This is a genomic window from Bacillus salitolerans (assembly GCF_042680805.1).
Taxonomy (GTDB): domain Bacteria; phylum Bacillota; class Bacilli; order Bacillales; family SA4; genus Bacillus_CJ; species Bacillus_CJ salitolerans.
Genome location: NZ_JBHUEM010000003.1, coordinates 517,654 through 536,106 on the forward strand (window position 1 = coordinate 517,654; position 18,453 = coordinate 536,106).

The window sequence follows — 18,453 nt, forward strand, 5'->3', positions numbered from 1 at the left end:
ATAAACGCTCTTCACTTGTGAATAACTGAGTATGTGCGTACTAATCCTTCTCCAGTGCCCAGCCCCTCGAAATCAAATGCTCTGCCTGAGGCTAAACGGGGTTCATAAAAATGTTGTTCTAAATTTTTTGAAAATTATTGATAACCTGCTTTTCACTATCGAATTCTTGAAATAGGTGGTAAAATATATTGACTAGGAGTTAGGATGTGATAATATGCTAGCTAGTATGACTGGTTACGGACGGGTACAGAAACAATACGATAGCTTTTCTATTACAGTTGAAATGAAATCTGTCAACCACCGTTTTTGCGAGGTCAATATCCGTCTCCCAAGACAATTGATGATGCTTGAGGAAAAAATAAAGAAGACGGTATTACGTAACATTAACCGAGGACGGGTTGAGGTTTTTATTACTATTGAAGGAAATACCCTTTCAAATAAAACTTTTCAAGTAGATTGGGAACTACTTAAACAATATCATTCTGTTTTACATAATATGAAGCAAGTTTTTGAATTAAAGGATGAAATCACCTTAAATCTATTACTTAATCGAGCGGAAATCGTGGAAGTTATTGAAACAGATACTGAAAATCTAGAATTGGAACATGCTGTTATAGAGACTGTGCAACAAGCGACTATGCAGTTAAGAGAAATGAGATTGAATGAAGGAAAAGAGCTTTACAAAGATTTAAAGATTAATCTTGGCTTAATTGAAGAGTGTACAGAAATTGTTTCAAACTATGCACCTCTTGTTGTAGAACAATATCGAGAAAAGCTTATGAAAAGAGTAGCCGAATTTACAGAAGGATCCATAGATCAATCTAGGGTCCTAACAGAGGTAGCTTTATTTGCTGATAAAGCTGATATAAATGAAGAAATAACAAGAATTAAGAGTCATCTGTCCCAATTCCATATGACAATCGATGAAAACCAAGAAGTGATAGGGAGAAAACTCGATTTCCTTGTTCAAGAATTAAATAGAGAAGTGAATACAATTGGCTCAAAAGCAAATGACATACGTATTGCACAGCAAGTTGTTAATATGAAAACAGGGCTGGAGAAATTAAAAGAACAGGTTCAAAACATTGAATAGAAGGCTTATAATCCTTGATTAACAGGGTAAGAATAGATTTGTGACAATATAGGAGGATATAATGAGTATAAAGCTAATAAATATAGGATTTGGAAATATCGTTTCAGCAAATAGAATTATAGCAATTGTAAGTCCTGAATCTGCTCCTATTAAACGAACCATACAAGAAGCACGTGACAGAGGAATGCTAATTGATGCTACATATGGAAGACGTACGAGGGCTGTCATTATAACAGACAGCGGTCATACAATATTATCAGCAGTTCAGCCAGAAACAGTAGCACAGCGCTTTATAAATAAAGAAGATTTAACGGATGAAGGGTAGGTTTTAAAAACTCATGAGTGAGAGAGGGTTACTAATCGTACTGTCAGGTCCTTCTGGTGTAGGGAAAGGTACAGTAAGGAAAGAAATATTTAGCGATGAAAATACAAATCTTCAATACTCAATTTCCATGACAACAAGAAGCCCTCGAGAGGGAGAAATCGATGGTGTTGATTATTTCTTTAAATCACGGTCAGAATTTGAGAAGCTTATTGAAGAAAATAAGTTACTTGAATGGGCCGAATATGTAGGTAACTATTACGGTACACCTATTGAATATGTAGAAGAGACATTACAAAGTGGAAAGGACGTAATGCTAGAGATAGAGGTTCAGGGAGCTCTTAAAGTTCGCAATGCCTTTCCTGAAGGTCTGTTTATCTTTTTAGCTCCACCTAGCTTAAGCGAATTGAAAAATCGTATCCAAACGAGGGGAACTGAAACAGAGGAGCTTATAAATAATCGTATGACAGTCGCAAAGGAAGAAATTGAAATGATGGATGCTTACGATTATGTAGTAGAAAACGATAAAGTGGAGCTTGCCTGTGAAAGAATTAAGGCAATCGTCGTTGCCGAGCATTGTCGTCGTGAAAGAGTTGCGCCCAGATATAAAAAAATGTTGGAGGTTGATGAAAGATGTTAAATCCGTCTATTGATGCATTAATGAAGAAAGTAGATTCTAAATACAAATTGGTGACCGTTGCAGCTAAACGAGCTAGAGCATTACAAGATAAGCAAGGTCTATTAATTTCCAAGCCTGTATCACACAAATTTGTTGGAAAAGCGTTAGAAGAAATTGATGCTGGCGTATTAGTTGTACAAGATGTAATCGGACCATTAACTGTTGATGAACAAGATCAATAATCTGTTGAGTAATCAACATTTCATATTACTAACGATGAATAGTAAAAAGTAACAACCTATTTTAGGTTGTTATTTTTTTAAATGCTATCTTATTATATTTTCATTTGTAATCCGGCTCAGCACCTAGCCAAGATGAAATTATGACACTCTTTCTAATTTCATCCTACTTTAGGTAAAAAACGTTAGAGTAAAAGGAAGAGCGCCCTTTTTTCGATTAGAGGAACATTTGCTCTGGATGAGGCTAACGGTGCCCCGAGCCTTTTGTTCAAATGGGGGAGGAATTTTTCGATGCAAAAAAATATTTTACTATGTATTAGTGGCGGTATTGCAGTCTATAAGGCAGCATCGCTGACAAGTAAATTAGTACAAGCAGGCTTTCATGTGAAAGTCATCATGACTGAATCAGCTTGTCAGTTTGTTACCCCACTAACGTTCCAAGCATTATCTAGAAATCCAGTATATACCGACATTTTTGATGAAAAGGATCCGAGTGTGATTGCACATATTAATTTAGCAGATTGGGCCGATCTCGTTATAGTTGCACCAGCAACTGCAAACTCGATCGGAAAATTAGCGAATGGAATAGCTGATGATATGTTAACAACAACGCTGTTAGCAACAAGAGCTCCCGTTTGGATTGCGCCAGCTATGAATGTACATATGTATGACCATCCTGCGGTAAAACGAAATATTGAGAGACTATATCAAGATGGATATCGCTTTATTGAACCTTCTGAAGGATACTTAGCTTGTGGTTATGTAGGGAAAGGAAGGTTAGAAGAACCTGAAAATATTACACAGCTAGTTGAGGATCACTTCACGCTGAACCAGAACCTGCTTCAAGGAATGTCGCTACTTGTAACTGCTGGACCTACAAGAGAAAAAATTGATCCTGTAAGATTCTTTTCTAACCTTTCATCAGGAAAAATGGGGTTTGCTATAGCAGAACAAGCAGCAAAACTAGGTGCAAAAGTGACGTTAGTTACTGGCCCATCTCATTTAATAGATCCAGTAAATGTAAAAGTGATCAGAATAGAGTCGGCAAGTGACATGTATGATCATGTTATGGAGCAGTTTCCTTTAAACGATATAGTGATAAAATCAGCTGCTGTTGCTGATTATAAGCCCGCTATTACCTATAACGAAAAAATGAAAAAACAAGATGGAGTCCTAACGATTGAATTCGAAAGAACAATTGATATCCTAAAAACTTTAGGAACGATGAAAGGAGACAAAGTATTAGTTGGATTTGCTGCTGAGACGGGTCGTATAGAAGAGTACGCGAAGAAAAAACTACTTTCTAAAAACCTTGATATGGTTGTTGCTAACAATGTAAACGAAAAAGGTGCTGGTTTTCAAGGAGATACGAACATCGTTTCATTTTTCATGAAAAATGGGGTAGTAAAACATCTTCCAATGATGGATAAAAAAGATGTTGCCTTAGAACTGTTAAATGAAGTGTTTGCAATATGGAGCGAGAAAAAATGAAGATTGCTAAGGTCATTCTGGATGTTCAGGCTATTCAATTAGATCGTCCATTTGATTATTTAGTCCCTGAAGAACTAGTCGATATTATACAGCCCGGAATAAGAGTAATTGTTCCATTTGGTCCTAGGAGTGTACAAGGTTTTGTCATTGACATAGGTGAAAACACAGACATAAAAAAACTGAAGCAGATTACTAAAATATTGGATGTAGAACCTATTTTAAATAAAGAACTGTTAGAGCTTGGAACATGGCTTTCAAATCAGACGCTTTGCATGCAAATATCGTCTTATCAGGCAATGCTTCCTGTTGCTTTAAAAGCAAAATATGAGAAAGAGATTGTACTCACTGAATCTTGTAATCTTGATGACTTACATTCAAATTTAAAAGGCTTACTCTCATCTAAACACACGATAAACTGGACAGAGGTTGAGGAAAAGCCAGAGATATTTAAATTGGTAAAGCAAGAAATCCAAAGAGGAAATGTTGAAGTGCAATATCTCGTGAAAAATCGAGCCAATAAAAAAACACATAAGGTGCTAACGTTGGAAAAGAGTGTAGAGGACATACTCCAAATTATTAATACGTTTCCACAGCAAGCTGCGAAACAAAAAGAAGTTCTTGAATTTTTTATTGAAAAAAATCTCGATTCTTATCCTCGATTATCTTTAATGCAGGAGCTGTCTATTACAGATTCACCTCTAAAAGGATTGATTAAGAAAAATCTGTTAAAAGAACGAGAAGTTGAAATATATCGAGACCCACATGCCCAAAAGCGATTCAAGAAAACTACCCCCTTACCGTTAACAGTTGAGCAACAATCTGCTATCATGCCGATTCTTCAATCCATTGAAGAAAGTAAACATCAGTCTTATTTACTATTTGGTGTAACTGGTAGTGGAAAAACAGAGGTTTACTTACAATCTATTGAAGAGGTTTTGAAGAGAGGTAAACAAGCGATCGTGCTTGTTCCTGAGATATCATTAACTCCTCAAATGGTAGAACGCTTTAAAGGCAGGTTTGGATCAAGTGTTGCCGTATTACATAGTGGTCTATCAGTTGGTGAAAAATATGATGAGTGGCGAAAAATTCATCGAAAAGAGGTGAATGTTGTAGTTGGGGCAAGATCGGCTGTCTTTGCACCATTTGATAATTTGGGAATCATCATCATTGATGAGGAGCATGAAACGAGTTATAAGCAAGAAGAAAACCCCCGTTATCATGCTAGAGATGTTGCCATTTGGCGAGGAAAATACCATCAATGTCCTGTTGTATTAGGTAGCGCAACCCCTACACTTGAAACATTTGCTAGATCATCAAAAGGAGTCTATCAACTTCTTACACTTTCAAAGCGAATGCACGATAAAGGTATGCCAGATGTAGAAATCATTGATATGAGGGAAGAATTAAGAGAAGGCAATCGCTCAATGTTCTCTAAGCTTCTTTTTGAAAAAATGCAAGATAGACTTGAAAAAGGAGAACAAACCGTTCTGTTTTTAAATCGAAGAGGGTACTCAACTTTCATTATGTGTCGCGATTGTGGTTTTGTTGTAAACTGTCATGAATGCGATATTTCTCTTACATATCACCGAAATGAGCAAAAGGTCAAATGTCATTATTGCGGACATGAAGAGAAAGTACCTAGCTTATGTCCTTCTTGTAACAGTGAACATATACGTTTTTTTGGAACAGGCACTCAAAAAGTAGAAGAGGAAATCGGAAAACTGTTGCCCAATGCTCGTATTATTAGAATGGACGTTGATACAACTAGCAGGAAGGGGTCTCACGAAAAGTTATTAACAGCATTTGGCGAGGGAAGGGCAGACATTTTATTAGGAACTCAAATGATTGCTAAGGGTTTGGACTTCCCTAAAGTTACATTAGTTGGTGTACTAACAGCCGATACGATGTTACATTTGCCAGATTTTCGTTCAAGTGAAAAAACATTTCAATTATTAACACAAGTAAGTGGCAGAGCAGGAAGGCATGAACTGCCTGGAGAGGTTGTCATTCAAACGTATACACCAGAGCATTATAGTGTGCAATTAGCAAGCGGGCATGATTATATGCAGTTCTATCAAACTGAAATGGGACTTAGAAAAATTCATCAATATCCACCTTTTTATTTTTTAGCGCTTGTAACAATCTCACATCCAGAAATCACAAAAGTGGTTTCAGTTACTGAAAAGATATCCAGCTACCTATTGAATCATTTATCGAACAAAGCTATTGTTCTTGGTCCAGTAGCTTCTCCAATACCTCGAATCAAAAATAGATATCGATATCAGTGCATGATAAAATACAAAGATGAACCTTTGCTAAGGCATTATTTAAAAGAAATCATGAGTCATTATCAAAAAGACATGCAGCAAGAACTACAGATTACAATTGATATGAATCCATATATGATGATGTAAGTATCAATAGTCGGGAATTGAAAAACATCTCCCGGCTACTTACATTTTTCTCTCAGTATAAATTGAACTGCTCAAAAGCTAGAGAAGACATACATAATCTTGAAATAATTGAAAGGAGCGAAATGAATGAATATAAAAATTGTATTTATGGGTACTCCAGATTTCTCTGTTCCAGTATTAAAGCGACTAATCAACGATGGATATGATGTAATAGGTGTTGTCACTCAGCCAGATCGTCCTAAAGGAAGGAAAAAGGTCTTAGCACCGCCACCTGTTAAAGAAGAAGCTATACGACAAGGTATTCCAGTATTTCAGCCAGAGAAGATTCGTGTAAAAGAGGAATATGAAAAAATCATCGAAATGGGTGCAGATTTAATTGTAACGGCTGCCTTTGGACAAATTCTACCGAAGGAACTTCTAGAAAGTCCTCGGTTTGGATGCATTAATGTACATGCTTCCTTACTGCCTGAACTTAGAGGCGGTGCACCAATACATTATTCCATTCTTCTAGGAAAAGATAAAACTGGTGTAACCATTATGTATATGGTAGAGAAGCTGGATGCTGGAGATATTTTAACGCAGGCTGAAATTCCAATACTTGAAGAGGATCATGTTGGGTCACTGCATGATAAATTAAGTGCATGCGGAGCTGAATTATTATCCAGTACGATTCCTTCTCTCGTAAATGGTGAACTAACCCCTATTAAGCAAAATGAAAAAGAGGCTACGTTTGCCTATAATATCAAAAGAGAACAGGAACGAATTAATTGGTCCAATACAGGTGAAGTTATTTATAATCATATTCGAGGTCTCCATCCTTGGCCGGTCGCTTATACTTCATTAAAAGGCCAAGTGATGAAGGTATGGTGGGGTATGAAAGTAACAAGTAATCAATTATCAACTCCTGGAGAGGTAATTAGAATGGATGAGGATGGATTTGTGGTTGCCACAGGTAATATGACCGCGATAAAAATAACGGAGCTCCAGCCTGCTGGAAAAACCAAAATGAGTGGTGAACAATTTTTGCGCGGAGCTGGATCGTCTCTTCAATTAGGAGATATATTAGGAGATGAACATGAAGACAACAACTAAAAATGTAAGGGAAGTTATTGTTGATATACTCATGCAAATAGAGAAAAATCAATCATACAGTAATCTCCTTATCAACCAGGCAATTAAACATAATCATGTACCTATAAAGGATGTACCATTATTAACTGAAATTGTGTATGGATCTATTCAGAGGAAAATCACTCTTGATTATTACATAACTCCTTTTTTAAAGAATCCAAAAAAAATAGAAGATTGGGTCATCGTTTTATTAAGAATGACGGTTTATCAGATGTATTACTTAACTCGTGTACCGGATCGTGCTGCTATATTTGAAGCGGTTGAGATTGCGAAAAAAAGAGGTCATAAGGGTATTGCTTCAATGGTCAATGGTGTATTGCGATCGATACAGAGAGAGGGCAAGCAATCACTTGAAAAGATAAATAACCCAATCAAAAGATTATCACTTGAAACTAGCTTTCCTGAATGGATGGTTAATAGGTGGGTGAATCAGTTTGGTATGGAAGAGACAAGACAAATGTGTGAAGCTTCTCTCTCTCCTCCAAATGCCTCTGCAAGGGTAAATCAAACTCAGATTACGATTCATAATTTGTTAAACAAATTAGAGGAAGAAGGAATTCATGCAACAGAGGGAGATCTTTCAATTGACGCCATCAAACTAGAAAAAGGTAATGTTGCAAACACACTCGCTTTTAAAGAGGGCTTATTAACGGTTCAAGATGAAAGTTCGATGTTAGTGGCGCGTGCCTTAGGGATTCAAGAGAATGACAAAATTCTTGATTGCTGCGGGGCTCCAGGTGGTAAAACAACCCATATGGCCGAGATTTTAAGTGATACTGGTGTAGTAGTTTCAGTGGATCTACATGCCCATAAAGTCAAATTGATTGAAGAACAAGTTTCACGTTTAAAATTGTCAAATGTAGAGACCCTTGTAATGGATAGCCGAAAATTATCTGAAAGGTTTCAAAATGGACACTTCGATCGAATTTTAGTTGATGCTCCTTGTTCTGGGCTCGGGGTTATTCGGAGAAAACCAGATATAAAGTATCAAAAAAGGGAAGAAGATATTGACCATTTAGCAAATATCCAGTTAACGATACTTAGTTCTGTTGCTCCTTTACTGAAAAAAGGTGGAACGCTTGTATATAGTACATGTACAATGGATAAAGAGGAAAATGATGGGGTAGTTACTAAATTCCTTGAGAAATTTATAGACTTTGAGTTAGATACAGAATTAATGAACAGGCTTCCTGAAAAGATTCGTTTGAAATCTATATGCAAAGACGGACAAGTACAAATCCTCCCACATCACTTTAATACGGACGGATTTTTTATATCATGTTTTAGAAAGCGGGTGTAATAGTGGTAAGAGAACAAACATCAACGAGTGGTCAGCACGATCTTGAAAATAATAAAATCTCAATTTACTCTTTAAGACTTGAAGAACTTGAGTCTTGGCTAAAAGAAAACGGTGAGCCAAAATTTAGGAGTACACAAATTTTTAGCTGGCTTTATGAAAAAAGGGTTTCAGCCTTTGAGGAAATGACAAACATACCAAAGGCTTTACAAGAAAAATTAACGGAGCAATTTTCGATTACAACGTTGAAAACCCTTATCAAACAAGAATCAAAGGATGGAACGATTAAGTTTCTTTTCGAGCTTCATGATGGATATTCAATTGAAACAGTTCTGATGAGACACGAATACGGTAATTCCGTCTGTGTGACTACTCAAGTCGGCTGCCGAATTGGCTGCACATTTTGTGCGTCCACTCTAGGTGGACTAAAACGGAACCTTGAAGCAGGAGAAATCGTTGCTCAAGTCGTAAATGTACAGAAGGCTTTAGATGAAAGTAATGAACGGGTAAGTCATGTTGTTATCATGGGGATAGGAGAACCGTTCGATAATTACGATAATATGTTATCGTTCTTAAAAATCATCAATCATGATAAAGCCTTAAATATTGGTGCAAGACATATCACAGTTTCAACAAGCGGAATCATTCCAAAAATATATGCATTTGCAGATGAGCAATTACAAATTAATTTTGCTCTTTCCCTTCATGCACCTAACACAGAGCTAAGAAGCAAGCTAATGCCGATAAATAGAGCCTATAAGTTGGATGAATTAATGAAAGCCATCCGATATTATATTGATAAGACGGGGAGAAGAGTTAGTTTTGAATATGGATTGTTTGGCGGTGAGAATGATACGGTTGAACATGCAGAAGAGCTTGCAAAGTTGATTAAGGGTTTAAAATGTCATGTCAATTTGATTCCAGTAAACTATGTACCAGAGCGAAATTATGTTCGTACACCTAAAGAGCAAATCTTTGAATTTGAGCGGACATTAAAAAAACATGGCATAAACGTAACAATAAGAAGAGAACATGGCCATGATATTGACGCTGCCTGCGGACAATTAAGAGCGAAGGAGCGTAAAGAGGAGACGAGATGAAAGATGAATACGTTTTTTCTTACTGATAGGGGAAAAGTTCGGCAAAATAATGAAGATAATGGTGGAGTGTTTCAAAATCTAGATGGTCAAACCTTGACTATAGTCGCTGACGGAATGGGAGGACACCGTGCTGGAGATGTTGCTAGCACAATGACAGTGGAAGCTTTTAAACAATTTTGGTGTGAAGCAGAGTCCATTACCACACCAGAAACCGCAGAAAAATGGATTCAGGAGCACGTTAATCTTGTGAATGAATCTTTATATCATCATTCAATACAGCATGATGAATGCGAAGGAATGGGGACAACCTTAGTGCTTGCCATTTGTCATGATGAATTTATTACAATTGCCCATGTAGGTGATAGTAGATGTTACATTGTCAAAGAAAATAGTTTAACACAAGTAACCGAGGATCACTCCCTAGTAAACGAACTTGTTCGACATGGGCAAATTTCAAAGGAAGATGCAGAATATCATCCGAGAAAAAATGTTTTATTGCGTGTACTAGGGACGGAAAGAAATGTCCAGGTTGATATAAAAACAATAACGACTGATGATGTACAATATCTTCTTTTATGTTCAGATGGCCTATCAAATAAAGTGACATCAGGAGAACTGCTATCTCATATAGAGAATGATGGGACTCTTGAAGAAATAGGAACAAATTTAGTAATGAAAGCAAATGAATATGGTGGGGAAGACAATATAACTATCGTATTAGTTGATTTTGATAGATCCTTTGCTGAAAGTGGTGACCACGATGATAGGTAAACGATTAAACGGTCGCTACAAAATAATGGACACCATTGGTGGCGGAGGTATGGCAAATGTATATTTAGCAAGAGATATGATACTAGAGCGTAATGTTGCTGTAAAAGTACTTCGGCCAGATTTTTCAGACGATGAAGAGTTTATTAGACGATTTCATAGAGAGGCTCAAGCAGCAACCAGTCTTAATCATCCGAATGTTGTAAGTATTTATGATGTAGGTGAAGAGGATCAAATCTACTATATTGTGATGGAATATATTGATGGGACAACGTTAAAGCAATATATTCAAAAATATGGACCATTATCGAACGAAGAAGCCGTTAACATTATGATTCAATTAACATCGGCATTAGAACATGCCCATGAGAATCATATTGTTCACCGTGACATTAAACCTCACAATATATTAATCGATGAAAATGGGATTGTAAAAGTAACCGACTTTGGAATTGCCGTAGCTCTAAGCTCAACCACGATAACACAAACCAATTCTTTTCTTGGTTCCGTACATTATTTATCACCAGAGCAGGCACGTGGTGGAATGGCTACAAAGAAATCAGATATATACTCCTTAGGAATTGTGTTATTTGAACTGATTACAGGGAGACTTCCCTTTTTTGGAGAGTCTGCTGTCTCGATCGCTCTTAAACACTTGCAAAGTGATACACCGTCACCAAAGAGATGGAATCCCTCAATACCACAAAGTTTAGAGAATATCATACTAAAAGCAACTGCTAAGGATCCATTTCACCGTTATGATACAGTCGAAGCGATGGAAGAAGACATTAGAACGTCTTTAAATCCTGATCGTCTAAATGAGCGTCCGTTTAAAGTTCCGCAATTGGATGGTGAAGTAACTAAAGCAATTCCTATTATTACGTATGATAAGAAAATAGAAGAGTCGGAAAATACAATCGTACACAGTGAATATAAAAAAGACCCTGCTAAGAAAAATAAAAAAGGTAAAAAAATAGCTCTGTGGATTATCTCCATATTTTTTATGCTAGCTCTTGCAGGGGTTGCATCACTTACTATCATTCCTTCTCTCTTTCTTCCAAAAGATGTAATAGTACCAGATGTGTCAAACAAGGAATATGAAACAGCTTTTAAGGAGCTAAGTTCTTTAGATTTCAAAATCGGGGATACAATTGAAATCTTTGATCAAAATATTGCTGAAGGCTATGTCATTCGTACAGATCCTAGTGCTGGAGAAGTTGTGAAAGAAGGTAACTTGATTACCATTTATAAAAGTAAGGGTAAAGAAAAGGAAGAAGTAGAGAACTATATCGGACAAAACTTTGAAGACGTAAAGATGAAAATCTCTAATAAATTTGGAGTAGTAACGGACAATTACATACCTTCCTCAGATAAACCCGCTGGAGAAATACTAGAGCAATCACCAAAATCTGGTTCGTTTGTTTTAGAGGATACTGAAATCACATTTTGGATTAGTAAAGGTCCGCAGCCATTTACTTTTACCGATCTTAGAGGCTATACGATGAGTCTTGTAAATAATTACGTATTAGAAAAAAAGCTAAAATTATTAAATGTAGACGAACAACATTCAGATGAATACGAAAAAGGGACTATAATATCGCAGAAACCTGCACCGCATACCGAGTTAAAAGCAGGAGATGAAATATCAGTTGTAGTGTCATTAGGTCCAGAGGAAAAACCAAAAACCGTTAACAAGGATATCCTTGTTAAATATGAACCGTCCGAAGAGGGAATGCCTCAATCTGTTCAAATATATATCGAAGACTTAGATCATGAAATGACAGGTGAGCCTGTTGTCATTGAAGCTATTGTCGAGGATAAGTTGTTTTCTATACAGTTGAATATTCCTTACAAAAAGAGTGCGTCATATAAGGTTGTTAGAGATGGTACCGTTATACTAGAAGAGACGGTCATGTATGATCAGGATTAATGATCAAGGAGTGAGGATATGCCAGAGGGCAAAATTATTAAAGCATTAAGCGGCTTTTATTATGTAGCTTCAGAAGATGGTATAACGCAGTGTCGTGGCAGAGGTGTCTTTAGAAAAAACAAAGTGACACCGTTAGTTGGGGACAATGTTATCTTTCAAGCTGAGAATAAACAAGAAGGATATATAATGGAAGTATTGGATCGGAAAAATGACTTGATTCGTCCACCAATCGCGAATGTTGATCAAGCTATACTTGTATTTTCTGCCTTGCAGCCGGATTTTAATCCAGGATTATTAGACCGCTTCTTAGTTTTAATTGAGTCGAAGCATATATTACCCATCATCTGTATAAGTAAAATTGATCTTGTTGCAAAAGAAGATTATGCTACGATTGAAGCCTTTGCAAATGATTATAAAGATATAGGTTATGATGTGATATTAACATCAATGGATGATGAAAAAACAGTTGAGTTGTTGTTGCCTTACTTTAAAGATCGCGTGTCAGTTTTCGCAGGTCAATCGGGTGTTGGGAAATCTTCTATCCTACAAATACTCCGCCCTGATCTTGAAATAAAAACAGATGAAATCTCTGCCCATTTAGGTCGTGGTAAACATACTACGAGGCATGTAGAACTCATCGATATAGGAGAAGGATTAGTTGCTGATACGCCTGGATTTAGCTCTCTTGAATTCAATGACATTGATGACATGACAGAATTATCATCTTGTTTTCCAGAAATGAAGAGACTCCAAGTACACTGTAAGTTCAGAGGCTGCATGCACCTTTCTGAGCCTAAATGTGCGGTGAAAACGGCATTAGAAAATAAAGAAATAAAAGAGTACCGCTATCATCATTACATGAGTTTCATTCAAGAAATAAAAGATAGGAAGCCGAGGTATTAATGATGCATAAAATAGCACCATCGATATTGTCAGCTGATTTTGCCAAATTAGGGGAAGAAATAAAAGATGTAGAACTAGCAGGTGCAGACTATATACATGTAGATGTTATGGATGGACATTTTGTTCCTAATCTTACAATCGGACCATTAATTGTAAAGGCTATTAGGCCTGTTACGTCTCTTCCGTTAGATGTACATTTAATGATAGAAAATCCTGATAATTATATTCAAGAATTTGCGTTTGCAGGTGCTGATATTATTTCCGTTCATTTAGAAGCGTGCCAGCATCTTCACCGAACGATTCAACTAATTAAAGCACAAGGAAAAAAAGCGGGTGTAGTAATCAATCCAGCTACGCCTGCAGAAATGGTAAAGCCAATTTTATGTGATATTGATTTACTGTTAGTGATGACTGTGAACCCAGGTTTTGGTGGCCAATCTTTTATCTCTTCAACCATCCCAAAAATTAAACAAATAGCAGAGTGGATAAAGGAAGAGAATCTAGCTGTAGAACTGGAAGTTGACGGCGGAGTAAATCGCGAAACAGCTAGACTATGTATAGAAGCAGGAGCAAATGTTTTAGTCGCTGGTTCAGCTATATTTAATGAAGTTGATCGTCGAAAGGCTATTTCAGCTTTAAGATAATCTTCAATATATTTTTGAAGAAATAGACTGTTTTGATAGCAGTCTATTTTTGTTATTGTTTAGGTAACTATAAAAGCTCATCATTTGAGGATAGCTGATGATGTGCGTAGTAATCCGGCTCCAGTGCCAAGTTCGCCTGAGGTCAAATAACTTGTAATAAAAAAGAGAAAGGTTGCCCTTTTCTTTATTGCAGAACATTTCTCTGCCTATGGCTACCAGGTCGCCTTGAGCCTTTAGTTATTAGAGAAGTAACTTTATCAGTTGAGAGGAGAAAATGAATGATTATTCATATTGTTGCCGGTGGACCTATCGAAAACATCCCAGACTTAAGTCAATATAACTTGGAAGATGTAAGGTGGGTTGGTGTAGATCGCGGGTTGTTATACATATTAAAGAATGGAATTAAGCCAACCGTAGGATTGGGAGATTTTGATTCTGTTTCAAAAGAAGAGTTAGCTTGGATGCAACAACAATGTAAGTATATAGATATATCACCGGCGGAAAAGGACGAAACGGACAACGAACTCGCCTTATCTTGGTCACTAAGCCAGAATCCTTCTATTATTCGTATATTCGGTGCGACTGGAGGAAGATTAGATCACGAACTTATGAACTTTCAATTGCTTTATAAAGGTATAAAAGAAAAAATATTTATTGAAGTCATAGACCATAAAAATAGGCTAACCATGTTATCTCCAGGAACATATTCTTTTAACAGGACCAATTGCTATAAATATATTTCGTTTTTACCCTTTACAAATGAAGTGAAGGGTATTACGTTAAAAGGCTTTAAGTATCCACTTACGAACCATGAGATATCTTGGGGGACAACGTTATGTGTAAGCAATGAAATTCTTGAAGAAAGTGGTACTTTTTCCTTTACAGATGGCATAGTCATAATGGTAAAGAGTAAAGATTAATTTGGAGTATGTAGGTACTTTTTTGATTTTTACGAATATACTTATAGTGAAATTGTCTATGTTCATACTTTAATAAGTGTAATCTGTTTGAGGAGGGACATTATGAAATTTTATACGATTAAATTACCGAAATTCTTAGGAGGTATTATCCGCGCCATGCTAGGCTCCTTTAAAAAGGATTAGAAAAAAGCACCCAGTAGGTGCTTTTTTCAATGGGATAAAAAAGACGATGAATCCTATCATCGTCTTTTATACATTCATTATACGCGTTCTACTTTACCAGACTTAAGTGCTCTTGCTGAAACATAAACACGCTTTGGTTTACCGTTAACTAGGATACGAACCTTTTGAAGGTTTGCTCCCCATGAGCGTCTATTTGCGTTCATCGCGTGTGAACGGGAATTTCCGAAAGAAGCCTTTTTACCAGTGATTACACATTTACGAGCCATTTATTTTCCCTCCTTACTACTTATCCAAATAGCACTTTCTTTCATGTGCTGATTTATTTACATGTTTAAGGTAAAAATACTTTTTTACTTTATCATAACCATAACAATAATGCAATAATGGAATCAAGAAAAAAACCTTGACATAGTATTTTTTTAATTGCTGTATAATAATAGTAGCGGAATCTTTGTATATCGCCGTTTTTGCTTTTAAATCAATGATAAATATAGTAAAATGACGGTAGCCATTATGTAGCCAAACATATTGATCTCCTATGTCTGGACTCTAGTTCGAAAATTCAAAGGGGGAAACAAAATGTCCATCGAAATGAAAACACAGTATGGAAATATTGATATTTCAAATGATGTAATTGCGTGCATTGCTGGAGGCGCAGCTGTAGACTGTTATGGAATTGTAGGAATGGCATCAAAGAAACAACTAAAAGATGGGTTAACTGAGATTCTAAAAAAAGAAAACTTTACAAAAGGTGTAGTTGTTCGACAAGAAAATGATGAAATCTCAATCGATATGTATATAATTGTGAGTTATGGTACAAAAATCTCAGAGATTGCTCATAACGTTCAAACTAAGGTGAAATACACGCTAGACCAAACGTTAGGACTAGCTGTGGAAGCCGTCAACATCTATGTGCAAGGAGTTCGTGTGACGAACGTATAGTGAGGAGGAAGTTTTAGTGACAATTACAAAGTTGGATGGGAAACGTTTTGCACAAATGGTGATTCAAGGTGCTGAAAATTTAGCAAATAACGTTACCATGGTAGATGCTTTAAATGTTTTTCCAGTTCCTGATGGTGATACTGGGACCAATATGAACTTATCTATTAGTTCTGGTGCAAAAGAAGTAAGAAATAATGTAAGTCCGCATATAGGGAAAGTAGGAATAAGCTTATCGAAAGGTCTTCTGATGGGAGCGAGAGGCAATTCTGGAGTTATTTTATCTCAACTATTCAGAGGTTTTTCTAAGGCAATTGAGAATAAAGAGACAATCAACAGTGTAGAATTTGCGCATGCTTTAGAAGCAGGAGTTGAAACAGCCTATAAAGCTGTTATGAAACCGGTTGAAGGAACTATTCTTACAGTTGCAAAGGACTCTGCTAGAAAAGCGGTAGCTGTTGCAAAGAAAGAAACTGACATCGTTGCCCTTATGGAAGAGGTACTTAAAGAGGCAAGAGCGTCATTAAAGCGTACTCCAGATCTTTTACCTGTTTTGAAAGAAGTAGGAGTAGTTGATAGTGGTGGACAAGGACTCGTTATTGTTTATGAGGGATTTGTAGCTGAATTAAAAGGTGAACGCCTTCCTACCTCATCTATTACCCAGCCTTCCATGAATGAGTTAGTAAATGCAGAACATCATAAGAGCGTTCAAAGCCATATGAATACAGAGGATATAGAATTTGGATACTGTACTGAATTTATGGTCAAATTTGAACAAGATAAGATAAAAAATAATCCTTTTTCTGAAGAATCTTTTAGAAACGATTTAAGTAAGCACGGTGACTCCTTGTTAGTTGTTGCTGATGATGAGCTCGTAAAAGTACATATACACGCTGAATACCCAGGTGAAGTTCTTACTTACGGTCAAAAATATGGAAGTCTAATTAATTTGAAAATTGAGAATATGAGACAGCAACATAGTAATTTGTTATATGAAGAAAATCACTATCAAGCTCCTGTTTCTACTACTGAACAACCTAGCGTAGTGAAAGCAAAATCACCATATGGTATTGTAACAGTTGCTATGGGGACTGGAATTGCAGATTTATTTAAGAGCTTAGGGGCTGGCACTGTTATTGAAGGGGGCCAGACTATGAATCCAAGTACTGAAGATATTGTAAAAGCGATTGAAGAGGTTCATGCTGAACAAGTGTTCATTTTACCAAACAATGGAAACATTGTCATGGCTGCCGAGCAGGCTGCATCAGTTGTTGGAGAACATGTTGCAGTTATACCTTCAAAGACGGTTCCTCAAGGAATGTCTGCTTTACTAGCCTTCAATCCATCTCTTTCCATGGAAGACAATATAGAAGCTATGAAGGAATCGTTAGGAAATGTAAAAACTGGTCAAATAACATTTGCGGTGCGAGACACGACTATTGATGGTGTTACAATCGAAAAAGATGACTTCATGGGTATTGCAAATGGAAAAATTATTACAACATCAAAAAATCAACTTGATGTAGCAAAAAAGCTATTATCTGATATGATAAGTGAAGAGGATGAAATTATTACAATCCTCCAAGGGGAAGATGCAGCTGATGATGAAGTCGAACAACTAACCTCATTCCTTGAAGAAACATTTGAGGATATCGAAGTAGAAGTTCATAAAGGGCATCAGCCATTATATTCGTACATTTTTTCAATAGAATAGAAATGACATATAGAAGGGGTAATCCCTTCTATTCGTTTGTGTTTGTATGTAATCTGGAGGAGGGGAGATTCTATATGAAATATAGAAGTGTTTTTGATATTATTGGACCGATTATGATCGGACCTTCTAGTTCTCATACTGCAGGTGCTGCTAGAATTGGGAGAGTTGCTCGAAATTTATTTGGAAGAGAACCAAAGTGGATTAATGTATCATTTTACGGTTCCTTTGCCAAAACATATAAAGGTCACGGAACCGATGTGGCAATTATTGGTGGTGTTCTTGATTTTGACACGTTTGATGAACGAATTATTTCTGCAATTAAAATTGCAGAAGAAAAAGGGATCACAATCACATTTCAAGAAGAAGAAGCCATAACAGATCATCCCAATACAGCGAGAGTCAAAATTGGTGATGACCAAGGGGAGATTGAACTTGTCGGTATCTCAATTGGCGGTGGAAAAATAGAAATTACAGAGTTAAATGGATTTGAATTAAAATTATCAGGTTCAAACCCGGCTATCCTAGTGATCCATAATGATAGGTATGGAGCAATAGCATCGGTTTCTAATGTGCTTGCAAAACACGAAATCAATATTGGACATATGGAAGTCTCGAGAAAAGAAAAGGGACAACTTGCCCTTATGACGATTGAAGTGGATCAGCCAATTGATCAAAAGGTAATTGAAGAGCTAATGACTCTTCCAAATATATTACAAGTTACAAAGATTGTGGATTAAATGTAGATG

The 18,453-nt window shown here is 36.6% G+C and carries 19 protein-coding genes; 18 read left to right on the forward strand and 1 reads right to left on the reverse strand.

Annotated features, from left to right (window positions below; genetic code table 11):
- The first annotated feature begins 214 nt into the window (after positions 1-214).
- The 15 genes from ACFSCX_RS04190 (at position 215) to spoVM (ending at position 15,054) form a co-directional block, all read left to right on the forward strand.
- On the forward strand, positions 215-1,093 hold the full coding sequence (locus tag ACFSCX_RS04190) for a YicC/YloC family endoribonuclease (RefSeq protein WP_377926860.1): 879 nt from the start codon (positions 215-217) through the stop codon (positions 1,091-1,093).
- 61 nt (positions 1,094-1,154) lie between these two features.
- Entirely contained in the window at positions 1,155-1,418 is a 264-nt protein-coding gene (gene remA / locus ACFSCX_RS04195; protein ID WP_377926861.1) for an extracellular matrix/biofilm regulator RemA, read from the forward strand.
- A 13-nt stretch (positions 1,419-1,431) separates the two neighbouring features.
- On the forward strand, positions 1,432-2,055 hold the full coding sequence (gene gmk, locus ACFSCX_RS04200; protein WP_377926862.1) for a guanylate kinase: 624 nt from the start codon (positions 1,432-1,434) through the stop codon (positions 2,053-2,055).
- Positions 2,049-2,276, forward strand: a complete 228-nt coding sequence (gene rpoZ, locus ACFSCX_RS04205; protein WP_377926864.1) for a DNA-directed RNA polymerase subunit omega — start codon at positions 2,049-2,051, stop codon at positions 2,274-2,276. The genes gmk and rpoZ overlap by 7 nt, the downstream gene beginning before the upstream one ends.
- 288 nt (positions 2,277-2,564) lie before the next feature.
- Positions 2,565-3,764 carry a bifunctional phosphopantothenoylcysteine decarboxylase/phosphopantothenate--cysteine ligase CoaBC gene (gene coaBC, locus ACFSCX_RS04210; RefSeq protein WP_377926865.1) on the forward strand — a complete coding sequence of 400 codons (1,200 nt, stop codon included), beginning with the start codon at positions 2,565-2,567 and terminating at the stop codon, positions 3,762-3,764.
- Positions 3,761-6,178, forward strand: coding sequence for a primosomal protein N' (gene priA, locus ACFSCX_RS04215; RefSeq protein WP_377926866.1), 2,418 nt, complete (start codon positions 3,761-3,763; stop codon positions 6,176-6,178). The genes coaBC and priA overlap by 4 nt, the downstream gene beginning before the upstream one ends.
- Positions 6,179-6,304: 126 nt before the next feature.
- Positions 6,305-7,270 carry a methionyl-tRNA formyltransferase gene (gene fmt / locus ACFSCX_RS04220; RefSeq protein WP_377926867.1) on the forward strand — a complete coding sequence of 322 codons (966 nt, stop codon included), beginning with the start codon at positions 6,305-6,307 and terminating at the stop codon, positions 7,268-7,270.
- On the forward strand, positions 7,254-8,609 hold the full coding sequence (gene rsmB, locus ACFSCX_RS04225) for a 16S rRNA (cytosine(967)-C(5))-methyltransferase RsmB (protein WP_377926868.1): 1,356 nt from the start codon (positions 7,254-7,256) through the stop codon (positions 8,607-8,609). The genes fmt and rsmB overlap by 17 nt, the downstream gene beginning before the upstream one ends.
- Positions 8,610-8,611: 2 nt before the next feature.
- A complete protein-coding gene (gene rlmN / locus ACFSCX_RS04230) occupies positions 8,612-9,706 on the forward strand; it encodes a dual-specificity RNA methyltransferase RlmN (protein ID WP_377926869.1) in 1,095 nt (364 codons plus the stop codon).
- 3 nt (positions 9,707-9,709) lie between these two features.
- A complete protein-coding gene (locus ACFSCX_RS04235) occupies positions 9,710-10,477 on the forward strand; it encodes a Stp1/IreP family PP2C-type Ser/Thr phosphatase (protein ID WP_377926870.1) in 768 nt (255 codons plus the stop codon).
- Complete coding sequence (gene pknB, locus ACFSCX_RS04240; RefSeq protein ID WP_377926871.1) at positions 10,467-12,404, forward strand: Stk1 family PASTA domain-containing Ser/Thr kinase; 1,938 nt, start codon at positions 10,467-10,469, stop codon at positions 12,402-12,404. Before ACFSCX_RS04235 ends, pknB begins: the two co-directional genes overlap by 11 nt.
- A gap of 18 nt (positions 12,405-12,422) precedes the next feature.
- A complete protein-coding gene (rsgA, locus tag ACFSCX_RS04245; protein WP_377926872.1) occupies positions 12,423-13,307 on the forward strand; it encodes a ribosome small subunit-dependent GTPase A in 885 nt (294 codons plus the stop codon).
- Between the two features lie 2 nt (positions 13,308-13,309).
- Complete coding sequence (gene rpe / locus ACFSCX_RS04250; protein WP_377927073.1) at positions 13,310-13,951, forward strand: ribulose-phosphate 3-epimerase; 642 nt, start codon at positions 13,310-13,312, stop codon at positions 13,949-13,951.
- A gap of 278 nt (positions 13,952-14,229) precedes the next feature.
- Positions 14,230-14,871, forward strand: coding sequence for a thiamine diphosphokinase (locus ACFSCX_RS04255; protein WP_377926873.1), 642 nt, complete (start codon positions 14,230-14,232; stop codon positions 14,869-14,871).
- A 102-nt stretch (positions 14,872-14,973) separates the two neighbouring features.
- Positions 14,974-15,054, forward strand: a complete 81-nt coding sequence (gene spoVM / locus ACFSCX_RS04260) for a stage V sporulation protein SpoVM (protein WP_101565213.1) — start codon at positions 14,974-14,976, stop codon at positions 15,052-15,054.
- Between the two features lie 77 nt (positions 15,055-15,131).
- Here spoVM and rpmB read toward each other — a convergent pair whose 3' ends face one another.
- Positions 15,132-15,320 carry a 50S ribosomal protein L28 gene (gene rpmB, locus ACFSCX_RS04265; RefSeq protein WP_377926874.1) on the reverse strand — a complete coding sequence of 63 codons (189 nt, stop codon included), beginning with the start codon at positions 15,318-15,320 and terminating at the stop codon, positions 15,132-15,134.
- A 313-nt stretch (positions 15,321-15,633) separates the two neighbouring features.
- Between rpmB and ACFSCX_RS04270 the strand changes: the two genes are divergently transcribed.
- The 3 genes from ACFSCX_RS04270 (at position 15,634) to sdaAB (ending at position 18,444) form a co-directional block, all read left to right on the forward strand.
- Positions 15,634-15,996, forward strand: a complete 363-nt coding sequence (locus tag ACFSCX_RS04270) for an Asp23/Gls24 family envelope stress response protein (RefSeq protein ID WP_377926875.1) — start codon at positions 15,634-15,636, stop codon at positions 15,994-15,996.
- 16 nt (positions 15,997-16,012) lie between these two features.
- Positions 16,013-17,707, forward strand: a complete 1,695-nt coding sequence (locus tag ACFSCX_RS04275; RefSeq protein WP_377926876.1) for a DAK2 domain-containing protein — start codon at positions 16,013-16,015, stop codon at positions 17,705-17,707.
- Between the two features lie 74 nt (positions 17,708-17,781).
- A complete protein-coding gene (gene sdaAB, locus ACFSCX_RS04280; protein ID WP_377926877.1) occupies positions 17,782-18,444 on the forward strand; it encodes an L-serine ammonia-lyase, iron-sulfur-dependent subunit beta in 663 nt (220 codons plus the stop codon).
- Positions 18,445-18,453 lie beyond the last annotated feature (9 nt).